The following is a 16,656-nucleotide window of genomic DNA, read 5'->3' on the forward strand; positions in this document are numbered from 1 at the left end:
CTGTCCGGTTGCCGCTCAACACACTATCCTGTCTGCACCTTCCCCACCGCACTTCAGGAGACGACACCGTGACGCACAGCGTGATTCCCGCAGGCCTCGCCGACGAAATGATCGAGATCCGGCGCCGCATCCACGCTCATCCCGAACTCGGTTTCGAGGAATTCGCGACGAGCGACCTCGTCGCCGAGCAGTTGCAGTCGTGGGGCTACGTCGTGCATCGCGGGCTCGGCGGCACCGGCGTCGTCGCGCAGTTGAAAGTGGGCGAGGGCCGGCAGCGCCTCGGCCTGCGCGCGGACATGGACGCGCTGCCGATCCACGAAACGACGGGCCTGCCGTACCAGAGCACGATCGCGGGCAAGATGCACGCGTGCGGCCACGACGGCCACACGGCGATGCTGCTCGCGGCCGCGAAGCACCTCGCGCGCGAACGCCGCTTCTCGGGCACGCTGAACCTGATTTTCCAGCCGGCCGAGGAAGGGCTCGGCGGTGCGAAGAAGATGCTCGACGAAGGGCTGTTCGAGCAATTTCCGTGTGACGCGATCTTCGCGATGCACAACATGCCGGGCTTCCCGACCGGCACCTTCGGTTTCCTGCCGGGGCCGTTCATGGCGTCGTCGGATACCGTCGTCATCGACGTGCAGGGCCGCGGCGGCCACGGCGCGGTGCCGCATCGCGCGATCGATCCGGTCGTCGTGTGCGCGCAGATCGTGCTGGCGTTGCAGACGATCGTGTCGCGCAACGTGTCGCCGCTCGACATGGCGATCGTCACGGTCGGCGCGATCCATGCGGGCGACGCGCCGAACGTGATTCCCGATCGCGCGCAGATGCGCCTGTCGGTGCGCGCGCTGAAACCCGACGTGCGCGACCTGCTCGAAACGCGCATCAAGGAGGTCGTCCATGCACAGGCGGCCGTGTTCGGTGCGACCGCGACGATCGACTATCAGCGCCGCTATCCGGTGCTCGTCAACGATGCGGAGATGACCGCGTTCGCACGCGACGTCGCACGCGAATGGGTCGGCGAAACCAATCTGATCGACGGGATGGTGCCGCTCACCGGCAGCGAGGATTTCGCGTTCCTGCTCGAGAAACGGCCGGGCTGCTACCTGATCATCGGCAATGGCGACGGGGAGGGCGGTTGCATGGTGCACAACCCCGGCTACGACTTCAACGACGCGGCATTGCCGACCGGCGCGTCGTACTGGGTCAAGCTGGCCGAGGCGTTTCTGGTGTGACGGAGGAGGCGAGACATGCGGCACAGGGCCGACCATCGGCCCACTTAAGCGGGGCGAATGCAAAATGTACCGACATCTGTAGCCACGCCCGTCGAATGCTGTAGTCGCTACAAAGCAGCGCTCCATCTCGACAGGCTTCGTGCCGCGTCATGCAGGCACGACATCGATCGTTCAGAACGCTTCCCCACCGAACAGCGCCACGACCGCATCCGGATTCGACGGCCAGTACATGTGCATGTACGTCGCGACGATCGCCCCCGCGCGATAAACGGCTTCGCCGCTGCCGGCCGCGCCATCGGGCCGGATGGCGGTCGCGACCGGCGCCAGCGGCGTATCCAGTCGCGAATAATGAAACGTATGGCCGCGCATCGGCCCGGTGCGCGTATCGAGCTGCTGCATGCCGAGCGCCGCGAACCGGCGTTGCATCGTCGCACGCCCCGGCAGCAGGCCGAGCATCGGCGTGGTCGAGCCGTCCACGTCGGTCAGCGATTCGCACAGATACACCATGCCGCCGCATTCCGCGACGATCGGCCTGCCGGCTGCCGCATGCGCGCGAATCGTCTGAGCCGTCAGGGCATTCGCCGCCAGCGTCGCCGCATGCAGTTCCGGATAGCCGCCCGGCAAAAACAGCGCGTCGCAATCGTCGGGCACGGGTTCGTCGGCGAGCGGCGAGAAGAACCGCGGCTCGGCACCGAGCGTCTCCAGCAACGCGAGATTGGCCGGATAGATGAACGAAAACGCCGCATCGCGCGCCACCGCGATCCGCTTGCCGGCCAGCGCGCGCGGCAGCGGCGCGGCCACGTCCGGTTCCGCGAACGCGACGGCAGGCGGCAACTCGGCGAGTGCGGTTTGCGCGAGCACATCGGCCGCGCGATCCAGCCGTGCATCGAGATCGTCGATATCGGCCGGCTGATGCAGCCCGAGATGCCGCTCCGGCAGCGCGATGCCCGCATCGGCCGGCACGTGCCCGAGCCAGCGCAACGCGTCGGGCAACGCCTGTTGCAGCAATTCCGCGTGCCGCGCCGACCCGACGCGGTTCGCCAGCACGCCGTGAAACGGCACCTCGGGCCGGAACCGCGCGAGCCCGAATGCGATCGCCGCGAACGTCTGCGCCATCGCCTTCGCCGAAATCACCGCGACGACCGGCACGCCGAACGCGACCGCGAGATCGGCGCTGCTCGGCGTGCCGTCGAACAATCCCATCACGCCCTCGATCAGGATCAGGTCCGCGTCGCGCGCGGCGTCGGCGAGCAGCGCGCGGCAACCGGCCTCGCCGACCATGCCGAGATCGAGCGCATGCACGGGCGCACCGCTCGCGCGTTCGAGCAGCATCGGATCGAGAAAATCCGGTCCGGTCTTGAACACGCGCACACGGCGGCCGAGCCGACGGTGCAACCGCGCGAGGCCGGCCGTCACCGACGTCTTGCCCTGTCCGGACGCGGGCGCGCTGACGAACAGCGCGGGGCAGGCCGGCATGCTCAGAACTCCACGCCGCGCTGCGCCTTCACGCCTTGCTCCTTGTACGGATGCTTGACGAGCCGCATTTCGGTGACGAGATCGGCCGCATCGATCAGCGCATCGGGCGCGTGCCGGCCGGTGACGACGACGTGCACCGATTCCGGTCGAGCCGTGAGCGTCGCGAGCACTTCGTCGAGCGGCAGGTATTCGTACTTCAGCACGGTGTTCAGCTCGTCGAGGATCACCATCCGGTAATCGCCGCTTTCGATCATCCGGCGCGCCTCGTCCCAGCCCTTGCGCGCGGTCGCGATGTCGGCGTCGCGGTTCTGCGTGTTCCACGTATAGCCGTCGCCCATCGTCACGAAATCGCACTCCGCGACCGCGCCGAGGAAATCGCGCTCGGACGTATGCAGCGCGCCCTTGATGAACTGCACGACACCGAGCCGCATGCCGTGGCCGAGCACGCGCACGGCCATCCCGAACGCGGCCGTGCTCTTGCCCTTGCCGTTGCCGGTGTGGACGATCAGCAGGCCCTTTTCCTGGGTGGCGGCGGCCTGTTTCTTTTCATGGCCGGCGCGGCGGCGTTCGGTCATCCGTTGATGGGATTCGGCATCGGTCTTCATCGGGAGTCGTCCTGTCGAAAGCGGAATAAAGGTTCAGAGCGGGCCGGCGAGCGCAACCGTCACGCCGCCCAGAATGGATTTGGGGCCGAGCAGCCGGCCATGCGGCGCCGCGAGCTGCGCGCACGGCTCGGCCACGCCCGCGACGCCGAAACGCGCAAGCGCGGCCGCCGACGGAGCGCTCGACGCGCATTCGGAACAATTCGCAATCCGCGCCGCATCGAACGCGACGAGCGGCCAGCCGCGGCGCGCGCACAGCGTGCGCAGCGCACGAGCGCGCGCCTTGTCGGCGAGCGTCGCGACGAGCGCCGGTTCGGCGGCCGGACAGCGCGCGAGCGCGGCGCGGATCGCGGCATCGAGTTGCGCGGCCGTGACGCCCGCGCGGAAACCGACACCGAGCGCGACGCGCATCATGCGCGGCCACCGAGCGCCACACGCACCGCCGGATCGTCGGCGAGCGCCGCGACGCGGCCGATCACGACGATCGCCGGCGAACCGATACCGGTTTCGGCGACGCGCTCGACGAGCGTATCGAGCGTCGCGAGGACGTGGCGCTGTTCGGGGCGCGTCGCGTTCTCGATCGCCGCGCACGGCGTGTCGCCGGGCAGGCCGCCGTCGCGCAGCGCCGCGGCAATCGCGTCGAGCCGGCGGATGCCCATGTAGATCACGATCGTCATGCGGGTGGCCGCGAGCGTGCGCCAGTCGGGCTCGTCGGCCCCCGCGCCGTGGCCGGTGACGAAGATCACGCCCTGCGCGTCGCCGCGGTGCGTGACCGGGATGCCGAGCGCGGCCGGCGCGGCGATGCCCGCGGTGATCCCGTTGACGACTTCTGCCGGGAAACCCGCCGCACCGAGCGCGATCAGCTCCTCGCCGCCGCGGCCGAACACGAACGGATCGCCGCCCTTGAGCCGCGCGACGCTGCGGCCCGCGCGCAGGTGCGCGAGCATCGCGGCGACGATTGCCTCCTGCGGCGTCGACGCATGGCCGCCACGCTTGCCGACGTGCTCGATCAGCGCATCGGCGCGCGCGTGGCGCAGCACGTCGGGGTTCACGAGATCGTCGACGAGCAGCACGTCGGCCGCGCCGATCGCGCGCACGGCCCTGAGCGTCAGCAGGTCGGCGTCGCCGGGGCCGGCGCCGATCAGCCACGCGCGGCTCATCGCGCGCGACACGGCGCGCACCGTGTCGAAACCGTGAAGCAGGGAAGGCGGGCGGCACATCGGCGGCCGGCGGGCAGGCAGTGCATGTCGGAACGGGCAAAATCCGCGCGAGCGCGGGGGGAATGCGCACCCGATCCGTTCCCCGCGGATCGGGCGTTCGGCGAGCATCGCGCTCGCCCCTTGCGTCGGCCGGTATCCGGGCTGGCCGCTTGCCAGGCCGCAGCCTTCCCGCCCGGTCGAAGGGCAGTGGCATCGCGGGCGGCCTGGGCGCACGCGCGGGAAAGCGCGTGGCGCGGGCGGCGTACCGTTGCGGGGACAGCACAGGCCGGGCGGATATCCGCCTCCTGTTTCCCGTTTAACTGCATGCACGGAATGCGCATGCGAGCACCGAACGCGGCGCATACGATAGCACAGCGTGCATCGGGCGCGAGGCCGGCGAACCGCGCCCGTATCCGTCCGGGACGCAATCCTTGGGAGAGCCACCGCGCATCCGTAATATTGGTGTGCAATCATCTGGCCGGCGTCATGAGCAAGGCTCAGGCCTCGGGTGGCCGGTCGCACCAAGCTGACGAGAGCCATACCAAAATCGGCTCGCTCTGCCGGACCTGCAGGGCGATGGCCACTACCACTACATCGCGAAGTGCCGCGCCTATGGCGAACGTACGCAGATGGACAACCTCCAGTCGGGCCGGTTATGCACTCGCGATCGGCATGCTGGTCGTTTCGGCAGGATTGGCGCTGGAAGCGTGGCCGCTGGTCACGACGACCGTGCTGGCGCAATCGGTTGCCGGGCTGGGGACGCAAGTCGTGCAGCAGATCGACGTCGTGTTCGATTCGGCGGCCAGGACGCTTGCCGACGTGGATGCCTCGCCGTACGCGGACTGCTCGCCGCAGGATTTGCGCCTGTTGCGATCGGCTTCCGTGCGGTCGAAGTACGTCAAGGACGTCGGACGCCGGTCGGGCGCCGCTCTGCTCTGCACGACGATGCTGGGCATGCTGCCCAGGCCCTTTTCTCCGAAGCGGCAGCCATTCCGGCTGACCGACACGATGTCGGCCTTCTGGACCGTGCCGTTGTTGTCGAGCCCCGACACGCTGGGGCTCGTGGTCGCGGGAAGGCGGGCGAACCTGCTGATGGATCTGGACGCCTTCAGGGTACTGCCGCCGTCAGGCCTGCACTACTTGATCGGGCTCCGCGGCCACCCGACCGCGCGCGTCATCGGGCTCGATGCGCGCGGTGTCCCGGCGTACGTCGATGCCGGCCAGGTGCCGGGGTTTCGGGACGGCAAATCGTTCTGCTCGGCCCGCGTGCCGGTGTGCGCCATCGTCGTCGTGACGCCGCAAGCGCAGGCCAACGCCAGCCGGCACGCCGCCTGGCTGCTCGGGATCGCCGGCGGCGCGGCGGGCTGCTGCCTGGGGCTCGGGGCGCTGATGCTGCACCGACGCTGGGCCGCGCTTGCTGCGCAGATACGTCGAGCACTGGCAAACGGACAATTTGTCCTGCGCTATCAGCCGATCGTCGCGCTGGGCGCGTCGTCACGGATCGTCTCCGCCGAAGCGCTGATCCGCTGGATCGACGGGCCGGCCGCACCCGACGTGTTCATTGCCGAGGCAGAACGCGCCGGAATGATCGTGGACGTCACGGCCTTCGTCGTGCGCACCGTCCTGCGGGAGATGCGTGCGCTGTTCGACAACGCGCCGGACTTTCGCGTGACCGTCAACATCAGCGCGCCCGAGTTGCGGGACGGCAGCCTGATGGCGACGCTGGACAACTGCTGGCCGGCCGGATTGCCGCGCAAGCATGTCGGTTTCGAGCTGACCGAACGGTCGACCGTGGAACTGCCGGAAATTGTGCCGGCGCTTCGGCAATTGCGCGACCTCGGGCATCCCGTCTACATGGACGATTTCGGCACGGGCTACTCCAGCCTCAGCCTGCTTCAGCATCTTCCGATCGACTACATCAAGGTCGACCGTTCGCTGCTGCCGGCCACGCCGCAGCACGACCGCACCTCGATCATTCCGGAGATCCTGGCGATTGCCCGTCGGCTCGGGGTCGGCGTCGTCTTCGAGGGCGTCGAGACCCGTGAGCAGGCGCGCATGCTCGACATGCCGGGGCAGTCGGTCTATGCGCAGGGCTGGTATTTCGGGCGCCCCGATACGGTCGAAGCGCTGCAAGGCGCGATCACGGCGCAATCGCTGCGAACAGGCTGAGCATCGGACCGAAAACCCGGCCGCGACCCGCGCTCGCATGGGCTCCCGCACGGCTCGCCTTGACGCTCCCGGCCCCGCCGCCTACACTCGCACGCGTTTTGGTGCTCGCGCGCGCCGCTCCGGCGCGTGCAGTTAAACGGGAAACAGGGAGCCTGCCTGCACCGCAGTCGAGCCAACCTGTGCTGCCCCCGCAACGGTAAGCGAACGCGTCGCGCGCAAGCGCCACGCAGCGCCGCTTCGCCGCATGCCCCGCGCATGCGGACGACCGCCACTGGATGCCGCGCATCCGGGAAGGCGAAGCGGCGTGTTCGTCAGCCCGGATACCGGCCTAAACGTTGGGGTTCAGCGCCGCGGGGAGGCGGCGCATCGTCCACGGCCGCAGCCGGCCCGACGCCCGGTGTTCGATGCTTGCTCCGCCCATCTGCCGCCGCACGCACGTGCGCGACCGGCGCGGCGAACGGCAGGCGACGCGGGCGAGGCAGGCGGCAGCCGTGTTGGCATTCACGATGTCGACCGTTCGCAAGGAAGCACCATGCCCGATCCATTGTTCCGCCCGTCCCGCGGCTGTCCGGCCGGACTGCGCGGCGACCTTCCCGCGTACCGCCCCGTGAATGGCCGCGCCGCCCCCGACGCGACGATCCCGTCCTGATTCCCTCTTCGACACCGGACCTACCATGACCCTACGCAAGCTGCCCGTCACGATCGTCACGGGCTTTCTCGGCAGCGGCAAGACGACGCTGATGCGGCACATCCTGCAGCACGCCGAAGGCCGCCGCATCGCGGTGATCGTCAACGAATTCGGCGAGCTCGGCATCGACGGCGAAATCCTCAAGGGCTGCGGCATCGGCTGCGACGATGCCGACGGCGCCCAGGGCGAGGCCTCGGGCCAGTTGTACGAACTCGCGAACGGCTGCCTGTGCTGCACCGTGCAGGAGGAGTTCTATCCGGTGATGGAAGCGCTCGTCGAGCGCCGCGCGGACATCGATCACGTGCTGATCGAAACGTCGGGCCTCGCGCTGCCGAAGCCGCTCGTGCAGGCGTTCAACTGGCCGACGATCCGCAACAGCTTCACGGTCGACGCGGTCGTGACCGTCGTCGACGGGCCGGCCGCCGCGAGCGGCCAGTTCGCGGAAAACCCGCAGGCCGTCGACGCGCAGCGTCGCGCCGATCCGAACCTCGACCACGAATCGCCGCTGCACGAATTGTTCGCCGATCAACTGTCGTCGGCCGATCTCGTGATCGTGAACAAGGCCGACCTCGTCGGCGACGCCGAATTCGCGCAGATCGAAACCGCGATCCGCGAGGAAATCCCGCCGCAGGTGAAGATCGTGCGCGCGACGCGCGGCGAGCTCGATCTCGCGATGCTGCTCGGCCTCGAATCGGCGTCGGAGGACACGATCCACCTGCGTCACGACCATCACGGCTCGGCCGACGACGGCGATCACGATCACCATCACGACGATTTCGATTCGGTCGTGGTGTCGGGCGACGCCGGCACGCGCGAAGCGACGATCGCCGCGTTGCAGCGGGTGGTCGAAACGCACACGATCTATCGCGCGAAAGGCTTCGCCGCGCTGCCCGGCGCGCCGATGCGGCTCGTGATCCAGGGCGTCGGCCGCCGTTTCGACAGCTATTTCGACCGCCGCTGGCAGGACGGCGAAACGCGCGCGAGCCGCTTCGTGCTGATCGGCGAGGATCTCGACGCGGCCGCGCTGCAACGTGCGTTCGACGCCGCGTGCGCGGCCGAGCCGCAACAGGCGTAACGCACGATGCATCTGTTGCGCACCACGCCGGGCGGCTTCGTCGACGATACGCAAGGCGTCGTCCGGATCGACCAGCAGCCGGCCGACATCGTGATCCTGAGTTCGGCCGACACGACGCTGTCGCTGCTCGCGAGCGTCGTGCCGCACTTGCCGGCCGGGTTCCCGAGCGTGCGGCTCGCGAACGTCACGTTCCTGCGGCAGCCGGCGTCGGTCGATTTCTACGTCGACGACGTGCTGCGCCACGCGAAGACGGTCGTGATCGATCATCTCGGCGGCGAAGCGTACTGGCCGTACGGGATCGAGCAGGCCGTGTCGCTCGCGTCGAAGCGCGGGCAGCAGCTCGCGATGTTCTCGGGCGACCTGCAGGAGGATCCGAACCTCGTCGCGAAGAGCACGGTCGAGGCCGAGCTGTGCCGGCTGTGGTGGCGCTACCTGCGCGAAGGCGGCGTGCACAACGCCGACGCGCTGTTGCGCAGCATCGCGTTTCACACGCTCGGGTTCGGTGAAGCACCCGAACCGCCGCGCCCGCTGCCGGCCGCCGCGCTGTATCACCCGGCGCGCGACCGCGCGAGCGTCGACGACTGGCGGCCGCGCTGGACGCCCGACGCGCCGGTCGTCGCGATCCTGTTCTATCGCGCGCACTGGCAGGCCGCGAACACGGCCGTGTTCGACGCGCTGGCCGATGCGCTCGTCGACGAAGGATTGAATCCGCTGCCGATCGCGGTGACGTCGCTGAAGGACGCGGTGAGCCGCGAGGTCATCACGCAGCTGTGCGATACGCACGGCGTCGCGCTCGTGCTGAACACCACCGCGTTCGCGGCCGGCGCGATCGACAGCCCCGAGCACGACGTGCTGGCCGGCGACGCGCCGGTGCTGCAGGTGATCCTGTCCGGCGGCAACCGCGACGCATGGGTGGCCGACAACCAGGGCCTGCATGCACGCGACATCGCGATGCACGTCGCGCTGCCCGAAGTCGACGGGCGCATCGTCACGCGCGCGGTGAGCTTCAAGGGGCTCGCGTATCGTTGCCCGCACACCGAGGTCGACGTCGTGCGCTACCAGCCGGACGCGGAGCGGATCGCGTTCGTCGCGGCGCTCGCGCGCGGCTGGTGCCGGCTGCGTACGCTGGATAGCGCCGACAAGCGCATCGCGCTGATTCTCGCGAACTATCCGCAAAGCGAAGGGCGGATCGGCAACGGCGTCGGGCTCGACACGCCGGCCTCCGCGCTGCGCGTGCTCGCGGCGCTGCGCGATGCGGGCTATACGGTGGCCGACCTGCCGCCCGACGGCGACGCACTGATTGCCCAACTCACCGAAGGCGTGACCAACGATCCCGCCGTGCGCACGCTGCGTCCCGCGTTTCAGAGTTACGCGCTGGCCGACTACGTCGTGCGTTTCGCGCGGCTGCCGGCGGCCGTGCGCGACGCGCTGAACGAACGCTGGGGGCCGCCCGAAGCCGACCCGACGCTGCGGCAACAGCGCTTCACGATCGCCGGCTGGCGCGCGGGCAACGTGTTCGTCGGCATCCAGCCGTCGCGCTCGCGCGACGAGAACGACTATGCGAGCTACCACGATGCCGACCTCGTGCCGCCGCACGCGTATCTCGCGTTCTATTTCTGGCTGCGCGATGCGTATCGCGTCGACGCGGTCATCCATCTCGGCAAGCACGGCAATCTCGAGTGGCTGCCGGGCAAGAGCGTCGCGCTGTCCGACGCGTGCTGGCCCGACCTGACGCTCGGGCCGCTGCCGCACCTGTATCCGTTCATCGTCAACGATCCGGGCGAGGGCAGCCAGGCGAAGCGCCGCGCGCAGGCCGTGATCGTCGATCACCTGATGCCGCCGCTCACGCGCGCGGAAAACTACGGCCCGCTGCAGGATCTCGAACGACAGGTCGACGAGTACTACGAAGCGCTGATGGTCGATGCGCGGCGCGCGAAGCTGCTGCGCAAGACGATCCTCGCGACGATCGCCGAGCATCGTCTGCATGACGAACTGAGCGTGTCGCCGCCGCGCGATGCGGGCGACGAGGATGCGCTGCTCACGCGCGTCGATGCGTGGCTGTGCGAATTGAAGGAAGCGCAGATTCGCGACGGATTGCACGTGTTCGGCGCGTCGCCGGTCGAGCGCCAGCGGCGCGACACGCTGCTCGCGCTCGCACGCTTCCCGGTTGGCGACGGCAAGGGCGAACGGGCCGGCCTGATCGGCGCGCTCGCGCGCGATCTCGCGCTCGGCGACGATTTCGACCCGCTTTCGGCCGACTGGGCCGCCCCGTGGACGGGGCCGCGGCCGGCCGTGCTGCAAACGCTCGACGCGTCGCCGTGGCGTCATGCGGGCGATACGCGCGAGCGGCTCGAACGGCTTGCGCAGCATTGGCTGAACGCCGTGTGCGGGGCCGCTTCGGAAGATTCAGGCATCGACATGCCGCCGCCCGGCGAATGGCAGCATACGCTCGCGGTGATCGAACGCGTGCGTTCGACGCTGTTGCCCGCGCTCGACGCGTGCGGCGGCGAGGAAATGCGGCAGTTGCTGCGCGGGCTCGACGGCCGCTTCGTGCCGCCGGGGCCGAGCGGCTCGCCGTCGCGCGGCCGTCCCGACGTGCTGCCCACCGGCCGCAATTTCTACTCGGTCGATACGCGTGCGGTGCCGACGCAGGCCGCCTGGTCGCTCGGCCTGAAATCCGCGCAGCAACTGATCGAGCGCCATCTGCAGGATCACGGCGACTATCCGCGCGCGATCGGCTTGTCGGTGTGGGGGACGGCCACGATGCGCACGGGCGGCGACGACATCGCGCAGGCGTTCGCGCTGCTCGGCGTGCGGCCGAAATGGGCGCACGGCAGCCATCGCGTGACCGACTTCGAGATCCTGCCGATCGAGATCTTCGACCGGCCGCGCATCGACGTGACGCTGCGCGTGTCGGGTTTCTTCCGCGATGCATTCCCGAACCTGATGCACCTGTTCGATGCGGCCGTGCAGGCGGTCGCCGCGCTCGACGAGCCCGAGGCACTGAACCCGATCCGCGCGCGCATCGAGCGCGAACGGGAGAAGTGGGTCGCGCAGGGCGTGGCGCTCGATGAAGCACGGCGCCGCGCCGGCTGGCGCGTGTTCGGCGCGCGGCCGGGCAGCTACGGCGCGGGCCTGCAGGACCTGATCGACCAGCGCCGCTGGCAGACCGACGCCGATCTCGCGGATGCCTACCGTCAATGGGGTGGCCATGCGTACGCGCAGAACAGCGCGGGCGACGCGGCGCACGACGTGTTCGGCGAGCGGCTGGCGACGATCGACGTCGTCGTGCAGAACCAGGACAGCCGCGAGCACGACATCCTCGATTCGAACGACTACTACCAGTTCCAGGGTGGAATGACGGCGGCCGTGCGGCACCTGTCGGGGCAGCAGCCGAGCATCTATCACGGCGACCATGCGAACCCGGTCGCGCCGAAGATGCGCACGCTGCGCGAGGAAATCGCGCGCGTGATCCGCTCGCGCGTCGTCAACCCGAAATGGCTCGACGGCGTGAAGCGTCACGGCTACAAGGGCGCGGCCGAACTCGCCGCGACCGTCGACTATCTGTACGGCTATGACGCGACCGCCCGTGTGCTGTCCGATCACCAGTACGCGCTCGTCGCCGACGCGTACCTGTTCGACGACGCCACCCGCGCGTTCCTCGAACGGCACAACCCGAAGGCGCTGCACGGCATCTGCGAACGCTTCGTCGAAGCGATGCAGCGCGGGCTGTGGCAGCAGCCGGGCCACTATCGCGAGCGGATCGAAGCGATCTGGCTCGCCAGCGAACAACGTCAGGAAGGAGAACGGCGATGACCGATCCGACGACGCACCGCGCCCGCGCGGTTTTTCCGTTTGCGGCCCTCGTCGCGCAGGACGCGTTGCAGCAGGCGCTGCTGCTTGCCGCGATCGACCCGTCGCTCGGCGGCGTGCTCGTCAGCGGCCCGCGCGGCACCGCGAAATCGACTGCCGCGCGCGGCCTCGCAGAGCTGTTGCCGGAAGGGCAGTTCGTCACGCTGCCGCTGTCGGCGAGCGACGAGCAGGTGACGGGCACGCTCGATCTCGCGCATGCGCTGGCCGAAAACGGCGTGCGCTTCCGCCCCGGCCTGCTCGCGAGGGCGCATCTCGGCGTGCTGTACGTGGACGAAGTGAACCTGCTCGCCGACGGGCTCGTCGATACGCTGCTCGACGTCGCCGCGAGCGGCGTGAACATCGTCGAGCGCGATGGCGTGTCGCATGCGCACGACGCGCGCTTCGTGCTGGTCGGCACGATGAATCCCGAGGAGGGCGAGTTGCGTCCGCAACTGCTCGACCGCTTCGGGCTGATGGTCGAGCTGGAGAATTGCTTCGACGCCGCGCAGCGCGAACGGATCGTGAAGGCGCGTCTTGCGTTCGATCTCGATCCGGACGCGTTTCGCGCGCGTCACGCGGCTGCCCAGCGGGAGCTCGCGGAGCGGATTCATGCGGCGCGCGCGCGACTGCCGACGCTGGATTTCGACGATGCGGTCCACGCGCGCGTCAGCGCGCTGTGCATCGACGCGGCCGTCGACGGATTGCGCGCCGATCTCGTGATGCTGCGTGCCGCGCGGGCGCTGGCCGCGCTGGAGCAGGCCGACGCGGTGACGGTGTCGCATGTGGCGCGCGTGGCCGAAGCCGTGCTTCGGCATCGGCGCCATGCGGGGCCGCCGCCGTTGCAGCAGTCGCCGCAGCACGACGGTGAGCGCGACGATCGTGTGCGGCCGGATACACCCCGGCAGCCTGACAAGCGACAAGGCGACACCGACGACAAAGCGGCCGACGCGTCCGCATCGCAAGGCGACTGGGGCTACCTGCCGCCCGAACCGGCCGGGCTGCGCGACGTGAAAAGCGTGGTGCCGCTGCCGCTAAAAAAACGCTGAGCCATCGAGCCGGCGCCGCCGCGAACGGGATTCGCGGTCCTCGATGGCAGGCAGGCGCGGCCGCGCGCGTGCCGGGCACGGTGCGCGCCGGCACGGCCGTCGCGTGGCCGGCGACGCTCGCCGCGAAACGCGGCGGCCCGCTGCATCGCGAGCATCTGCGCTACGGCAAACGCGCGGGCGCGCCGCACGCGCTGCATTGCTTCGTGCTCGACTGTTCGGCGTCGATGTTGTCGCACGAGCGGCTCGCGCTCGCGAAGGGGCTGATCGTCGCGTATTTCGATCAGGCCGCGCGCGAGCGGGTCGAAACCGCGCTGGTCTGCTTCGGCGGCAACGGCGCCGCGCGGCGCTTCGGTCCGGCCGTGCCGCGCTGGTGGAATGCGCGCTGGCTCGAGCCGGTCGACGGCGGCGGCGGCACGCCGCTCGCGGACGGTATCGCGACCGCCGCGCGGCTGCTTGCCCGCGCCGCTCGCCGCGAGCCCGGCAAGCAGCGCTGGCTGTGGGTGCTGTCCGACGGGCGCACGCGCGAGATGCCGGCCAAACCCGCGGCGGCCGATCACGTCGTGTTCGTCGACTTCGACGATGCGGCCGTGCGGATCGGGCAGGGCGCGCGGCTCGCCGCGGTGTGGGGCGCGCAGTGGGTGACGGCCGACGCGCTGCGCACGGATCTCGCCGGCTGATGGCCGGCACGGCGGTGCGCTATGATCGGCGTTTGCGCTTCTGCCCACTGGAAACTCCCGCCATGCAAGTACTGGTCGATGCCGACGCATGTCCCGCCGTCATCAAGGACATGCTGTTTCGCGCCGCGCGTCGGGCCGAAATCCGCGTGACGCTGGTCGCGAACCAGTTTCTGCGTACGCCGCCGTCGCCGTTCATCAAGGCCGTGCAGGTGCCGGCCGGCTTCGACGTGGCCGATGCGCGCATCGTCGAGCTGGCCGAAGCCGGCGACCTCGTGATCACCGCCGACATCCCGCTGGCCGCCGCCGTGCTCGACAAGGGCGCGCACGCGCTCGACCCGCGCGGCAACTGGTTCAGCCGCGAGAACATCGAGGAACGCCTGTCGACGCGCGCGATGATGGACCAGTTGCGCAGCGCGGGCATCGACACGGGCGGGCCGGCGCCGTTCAGCGCGCGCGACGGCAAGACGTTCGCGTCGCAGCTCGACCGGTTCCTCGCGCGGCACGGCAAGCCGTAACGGCATGCGTCTGCGCGCGGCGAGGATGCGGGTTCGCGCCGACGCTGCTATCGTTGGACGAGAACCCCAGCACAGGAGCGCACGCGTGTCACTGACCCAACTTCTCGTTCCGACCTATACCCAGATGCTGCGCGCACTGTCCGCGTGGCTCGACAAGGCCATCGCGCACCGGCAGGCCGCGGGCGACGAGCCCGACGCGGCGATGACGCTGAGGCTCGCGCCCGACATGTATCCGCTCGCCGCGCAGGTGCGCTTCTCGTGTTTCCAGGCGATGGAGCCGGTTCACCGGCTGCGCGGCGAACCGCTGCCGGCGGCATTGATCGCGTTGCGCGAGGCCGGCTGGAACGCCGATGCGCAACCCGGCTCGCCGGCCGATGCGCAGGCGCTCATCGCCGGCACGCTCGCCTTTCTCGGCGAACTCGCACCGGATGCGCTCGATGGCGGCGCAACGCTGCCGATCCCGCTCGAGATGTCGAACGGGATCGCGTTCGACATGACCGGCGAACAGTACGCGCGCGACTGGGCACTGCCGCAGTTCTACTTTCACGCGATCGCCGCATACGCGATCCTGCGCCATCACGGCGTCGAACTCGGCAAGGCCGATTACGTGCCGCACATGCTCGCGTACGTGCGGCCGGGCACGATTCCGCAGGGTTGAGCCGGCCCCAGGCGGCGCGAAGCGACATGGCACGCGCTCTGTTCATCTGCAGCCGCAACCGGCTGCGCAGCCCGACGGCCGAAGCGGTGTTCGCCGCGTGGCCGGGCATCGAAACCGATTCCGCGGGCCTCGCGCCCGACGCGGACGTGCGGTTGTCCGCCGAGCAACTCGACTGGGCGGACATCGTGTTCGTGATGGAGCGCGCGCACAAAGCACGACTGTCGGCGCGATTCGGCGCGCATCTGAAGCACCGGAAGATCGTCTGCCTCGATATCCCCGACCGCTACGCGTTCATGCAGCCCGAACTCGTCGCGCTGCTCGAACGCAAGGCCGGGCCGTTCCTGCGCGGGTAATCGCCGCCATCCGTGCTCGAGCCCGGGCCGGGATCGACCTCAGCGAAGGGGCGGGCTCGCGAATGCGGAAAAACAGTCGAGCCGCAGCAGCTCGATGATCCTGCGTGTCGGCACGCTCGCCCGGAGCGTGTCGAGCCGGTCGACGGCGAACCACTTGCAGTGGGCGATCTCGTTGCTCGCGCGCGGTGTCAGGTGCGCCGGCACGTCGGCCACGAACACGTGATGCAGCTTCGTCAGCCCGCCGAACTGCACCGCGTAGTCGAGCGCGAGCCCCTCCAGCCGCGTTTCCTCCGCGAGCTCCCGCCGCGCGGCTTCGAGCGGCGTCTCGCCGCGCCGGATCGTGCCGCCCGGCAGCGACCAGCGCGCGGCGGTGCGCGCGACCAGCAGCACGCTGCTACGCTGACGGCACACGATCGTGGCGCGCTCCTTGATGACGGCGAGGGTATCCGGCCCGGTGCTCATGGTCTGGCAAGACAGGTGCTGAAGCGTGGAGAGAAGTGCACGCCGGCGGCCGTTGTCCGACAGCAGGCGGCGACGGCATGCAAGCCGCCGCGCCGATGTTACCGGCCGTTCGTGACAGTTCCGTGCACGGCCGTCGCGCCACGGACGGCCACTCACGCGTGCGTGTAGATCCCGCTGCGCGTCGGCTTCGCATGGCGCGAACGGCGGCGCGTGTGAACGGCACGCCGGTGACGAGGCGACGGCGCCGTGACATGCCGGCGTGCGGGCGCGGGCCGGGCGGTGGACGCGCTAGCGTGCGGCGCGGCGCCCGGCATCCCGGTTTGTCCTTCGCCGAAATGGAAAGTCTGGTTTTGCGCGTGCGCGACGCCCAGCATCGACGCCAGCACGAAGGCCGCCAGCCACAATCGTTTCATGAATATTCCGCCTCGTATCGTCCGGGATGAACGTGGGCCGCCAGCTTAACGAACGGCGGGGCGTCACCGCAACCGGCCCGCGTTCGGCGTCGTCGCTATTGGCGAGCAACGACGTGACCCGCGGGGCAGCGGGGTCCCTCCGGGGTTGACAATGCAATTCTTGAGTGTGAATATAAATTCACACTCAAGAATTATTTGTCGAATCCGGAGAAGCGGAGCGCAAGCGCCGGGCCACCGGA

15 protein-coding genes and 2 riboswitches are annotated in these 16,656 nt (G+C 69.6%); of the genes, 9 read left to right on the top strand and 6 right to left on the bottom strand.

Translation table 11 applies throughout. The features are described from left to right. The first annotated feature begins 68 nt into the window (after positions 1–68). On the top strand, positions 69–1,232 hold the full coding sequence (locus QZM72_RS20825) for a M20 aminoacylase family protein (protein ID WP_301739073.1): 1,164 nt from the start codon (positions 69–71) through the stop codon (positions 1,230–1,232). Positions 1,233–1,403: 171 nt separating this feature from the next. On the opposite strand, the gene QZM72_RS20830 is transcribed toward QZM72_RS20825, so the two are convergent. The 4 genes from QZM72_RS20830 to cobA are packed head-to-tail and all read right to left on the bottom strand — an operon-like array spanning position 1,404 to position 4,470. Further along, on the bottom strand, positions 1,404–2,708 hold the full coding sequence (locus QZM72_RS20830) for a cobyrinate a,c-diamide synthase (RefSeq protein WP_301739074.1): 1,305 nt from the start codon (positions 2,706–2,708) through the stop codon (positions 1,404–1,406). A 2-nt stretch (positions 2,709–2,710) separates the two neighbouring features. Beyond that, the gene (cobO, locus tag QZM72_RS20835) at positions 2,711–3,313 is read right to left on the bottom strand and encodes a cob(I)yrinic acid a,c-diamide adenosyltransferase (protein WP_089467418.1); all 603 of its coding nucleotides are present in this window, start codon (positions 3,311–3,313) and stop codon (positions 2,711–2,713) included. 33 nt (positions 3,314–3,346) lie between these two features. Beyond that, positions 3,347–3,724 (bottom strand): cobalamin biosynthesis protein, encoded by a 378-nt coding sequence (locus tag QZM72_RS20840; RefSeq protein ID WP_301739075.1) that lies wholly within the window; start codon positions 3,722–3,724, stop codon positions 3,347–3,349. After that, positions 3,721–4,470 carry a uroporphyrinogen-III C-methyltransferase gene (gene cobA / locus QZM72_RS20845; RefSeq protein WP_301739076.1) on the bottom strand — a complete coding sequence of 250 codons (750 nt, stop codon included), beginning with the start codon at positions 4,468–4,470 and terminating at the stop codon, positions 3,721–3,723. Before cobA ends, QZM72_RS20840 begins: the two co-directional genes overlap by 4 nt. 169 nt (positions 4,471–4,639) lie before the next feature. Beyond that, positions 4,640–4,877, bottom strand: a riboswitch (cobalamin riboswitch). 304 nt (positions 4,878–5,181) lie between these two features. Between cobA and QZM72_RS20850 the strand changes: the two genes are divergently transcribed. The 8 genes from QZM72_RS20850 to QZM72_RS20885 all read left to right on the top strand — a co-directional run bounded on the left by QZM72_RS20850 (position 5,182) and on the right by QZM72_RS20885 (position 15,542). Beyond that, the gene (locus QZM72_RS20850) at positions 5,182–6,678 is read left to right on the top strand and encodes an EAL domain-containing protein (RefSeq protein WP_301739077.1); all 1,497 of its coding nucleotides are present in this window, start codon (positions 5,182–5,184) and stop codon (positions 6,676–6,678) included. 82 nt (positions 6,679–6,760) lie between these two features. Continuing rightward, a riboswitch (cobalamin riboswitch) is annotated at positions 6,761–7,025 on the top strand. Between the two features lie 327 nt (positions 7,026–7,352). Next, positions 7,353–8,441: a cobalamin biosynthesis protein CobW gene (cobW, locus tag QZM72_RS20855; protein WP_089467422.1), complete on the top strand. Its 1,089-nt coding sequence runs from the start codon at positions 7,353–7,355 to the stop codon at positions 8,439–8,441. A 6-nt stretch (positions 8,442–8,447) separates the two neighbouring features. Continuing rightward, positions 8,448–12,257: a cobaltochelatase subunit CobN gene (gene cobN / locus QZM72_RS20860; protein WP_301739078.1), complete on the top strand. Its 3,810-nt coding sequence runs from the start codon at positions 8,448–8,450 to the stop codon at positions 12,255–12,257. Then, complete coding sequence (locus tag QZM72_RS20865; protein ID WP_089467424.1) at positions 12,254–13,339, top strand: ATP-binding protein; 1,086 nt, start codon at positions 12,254–12,256, stop codon at positions 13,337–13,339. Before cobN ends, QZM72_RS20865 begins: the two co-directional genes overlap by 4 nt. Positions 13,340–13,407: 68 nt before the next feature. Beyond that, positions 13,408–14,016: a VWA domain-containing protein gene (locus QZM72_RS20870; RefSeq protein WP_301739079.1), complete on the top strand. Its 609-nt coding sequence runs from the start codon at positions 13,408–13,410 to the stop codon at positions 14,014–14,016. A 62-nt stretch (positions 14,017–14,078) separates the two neighbouring features. Then, positions 14,079–14,531, top strand: coding sequence for a YaiI/YqxD family protein (locus tag QZM72_RS20875; RefSeq protein WP_060172200.1), 453 nt, complete (start codon positions 14,079–14,081; stop codon positions 14,529–14,531). A 25-nt stretch (positions 14,532–14,556) separates the two neighbouring features. Beyond that, positions 14,557–15,189, top strand: a complete 633-nt coding sequence (locus QZM72_RS20880; RefSeq protein WP_301739080.1) for a DUF1993 family protein — start codon at positions 14,557–14,559, stop codon at positions 15,187–15,189. Positions 15,190–15,215: 26 nt separating this feature from the next. After that, complete coding sequence (locus QZM72_RS20885) at positions 15,216–15,542, top strand: low molecular weight protein tyrosine phosphatase family protein (protein ID WP_301739081.1); 327 nt, start codon at positions 15,216–15,218, stop codon at positions 15,540–15,542. A gap of 39 nt (positions 15,543–15,581) precedes the next feature. On the opposite strand, the gene QZM72_RS20890 is transcribed toward QZM72_RS20885, so the two are convergent. Together QZM72_RS20890 and QZM72_RS20895 are read right to left on the bottom strand one after the other, a co-directional pair. Next, positions 15,582–16,004, bottom strand: a complete 423-nt coding sequence (locus QZM72_RS20890; RefSeq protein ID WP_089467427.1) for an NUDIX hydrolase — start codon at positions 16,002–16,004, stop codon at positions 15,582–15,584. 152 nt (positions 16,005–16,156) lie between these two features. Then, complete coding sequence (locus QZM72_RS20895; RefSeq protein ID WP_301739082.1) at positions 16,157–16,417, bottom strand: hypothetical protein; 261 nt, start codon at positions 16,415–16,417, stop codon at positions 16,157–16,159. Positions 16,418–16,656 lie beyond the last annotated feature (239 nt).

This window comes from Burkholderia sp. AU45388, assembly GCF_030481585.1.
GTDB lineage: Bacteria > Pseudomonadota > Gammaproteobacteria > Burkholderiales > Burkholderiaceae > Burkholderia > Burkholderia sola.

What these genes read in the sequence shown, in the direction of transcription:
- cobN (WP_301739078.1), top strand. Translation starts at nt 8,448, where the DNA reads ATGCATCTGTTGCGCACCACGCCGGGCGGCTTCGTCGACGATACGCAA.
- cobW (WP_089467422.1), top strand. Translation starts at nt 7,353, where the DNA reads ATGACCCTACGCAAGCTGCCCGTCACGATCGTCACGGGCTTTCTCGGC.
- QZM72_RS20865 (WP_089467424.1), top strand. Translation starts at nt 12,254, where the DNA reads ATGACCGATCCGACGACGCACCGCGCCCGCGCGGTTTTTCCGTTTGCG.
- QZM72_RS20890 (WP_089467427.1), bottom strand. Translation starts at nt 16,004, where the DNA reads ATGAGCACCGGGCCGGATACCCTCGCCGTCATCAAGGAGCGCGCCACG.
- QZM72_RS20830 (WP_301739074.1), bottom strand. Translation starts at nt 2,708, where the DNA reads ATGCCGGCCTGCCCCGCGCTGTTCGTCAGCGCGCCCGCGTCCGGACAG.
- QZM72_RS20875 (WP_060172200.1), top strand. Translation starts at nt 14,079, where the DNA reads ATGCAAGTACTGGTCGATGCCGACGCATGTCCCGCCGTCATCAAGGAC.
- QZM72_RS20850 (WP_301739077.1), top strand. Translation starts at nt 5,182, where the DNA reads ATGCTGGTCGTTTCGGCAGGATTGGCGCTGGAAGCGTGGCCGCTGGTC.
- QZM72_RS20880 (WP_301739080.1), top strand. Translation starts at nt 14,557, where the DNA reads ATGCGGGTTCGCGCCGACGCTGCTATCGTTGGACGAGAACCCCAGCAC.
- QZM72_RS20885 (WP_301739081.1), top strand. Translation starts at nt 15,216, where the DNA reads ATGGCACGCGCTCTGTTCATCTGCAGCCGCAACCGGCTGCGCAGCCCG.
- cobA (WP_301739076.1), bottom strand. Translation starts at nt 4,470, where the DNA reads ATGAGCCGCGCGTGGCTGATCGGCGCCGGCCCCGGCGACGCCGACCTG.
- QZM72_RS20840 (WP_301739075.1), bottom strand. Translation starts at nt 3,724, where the DNA reads ATGATGCGCGTCGCGCTCGGTGTCGGTTTCCGCGCGGGCGTCACGGCC.
- cobO (WP_089467418.1), bottom strand. Translation starts at nt 3,313, where the DNA reads ATGAAGACCGATGCCGAATCCCATCAACGGATGACCGAACGCCGCCGC.
- QZM72_RS20895 (WP_301739082.1), bottom strand. Translation starts at nt 16,417, where the DNA reads ATGAAACGATTGTGGCTGGCGGCCTTCGTGCTGGCGTCGATGCTGGGC.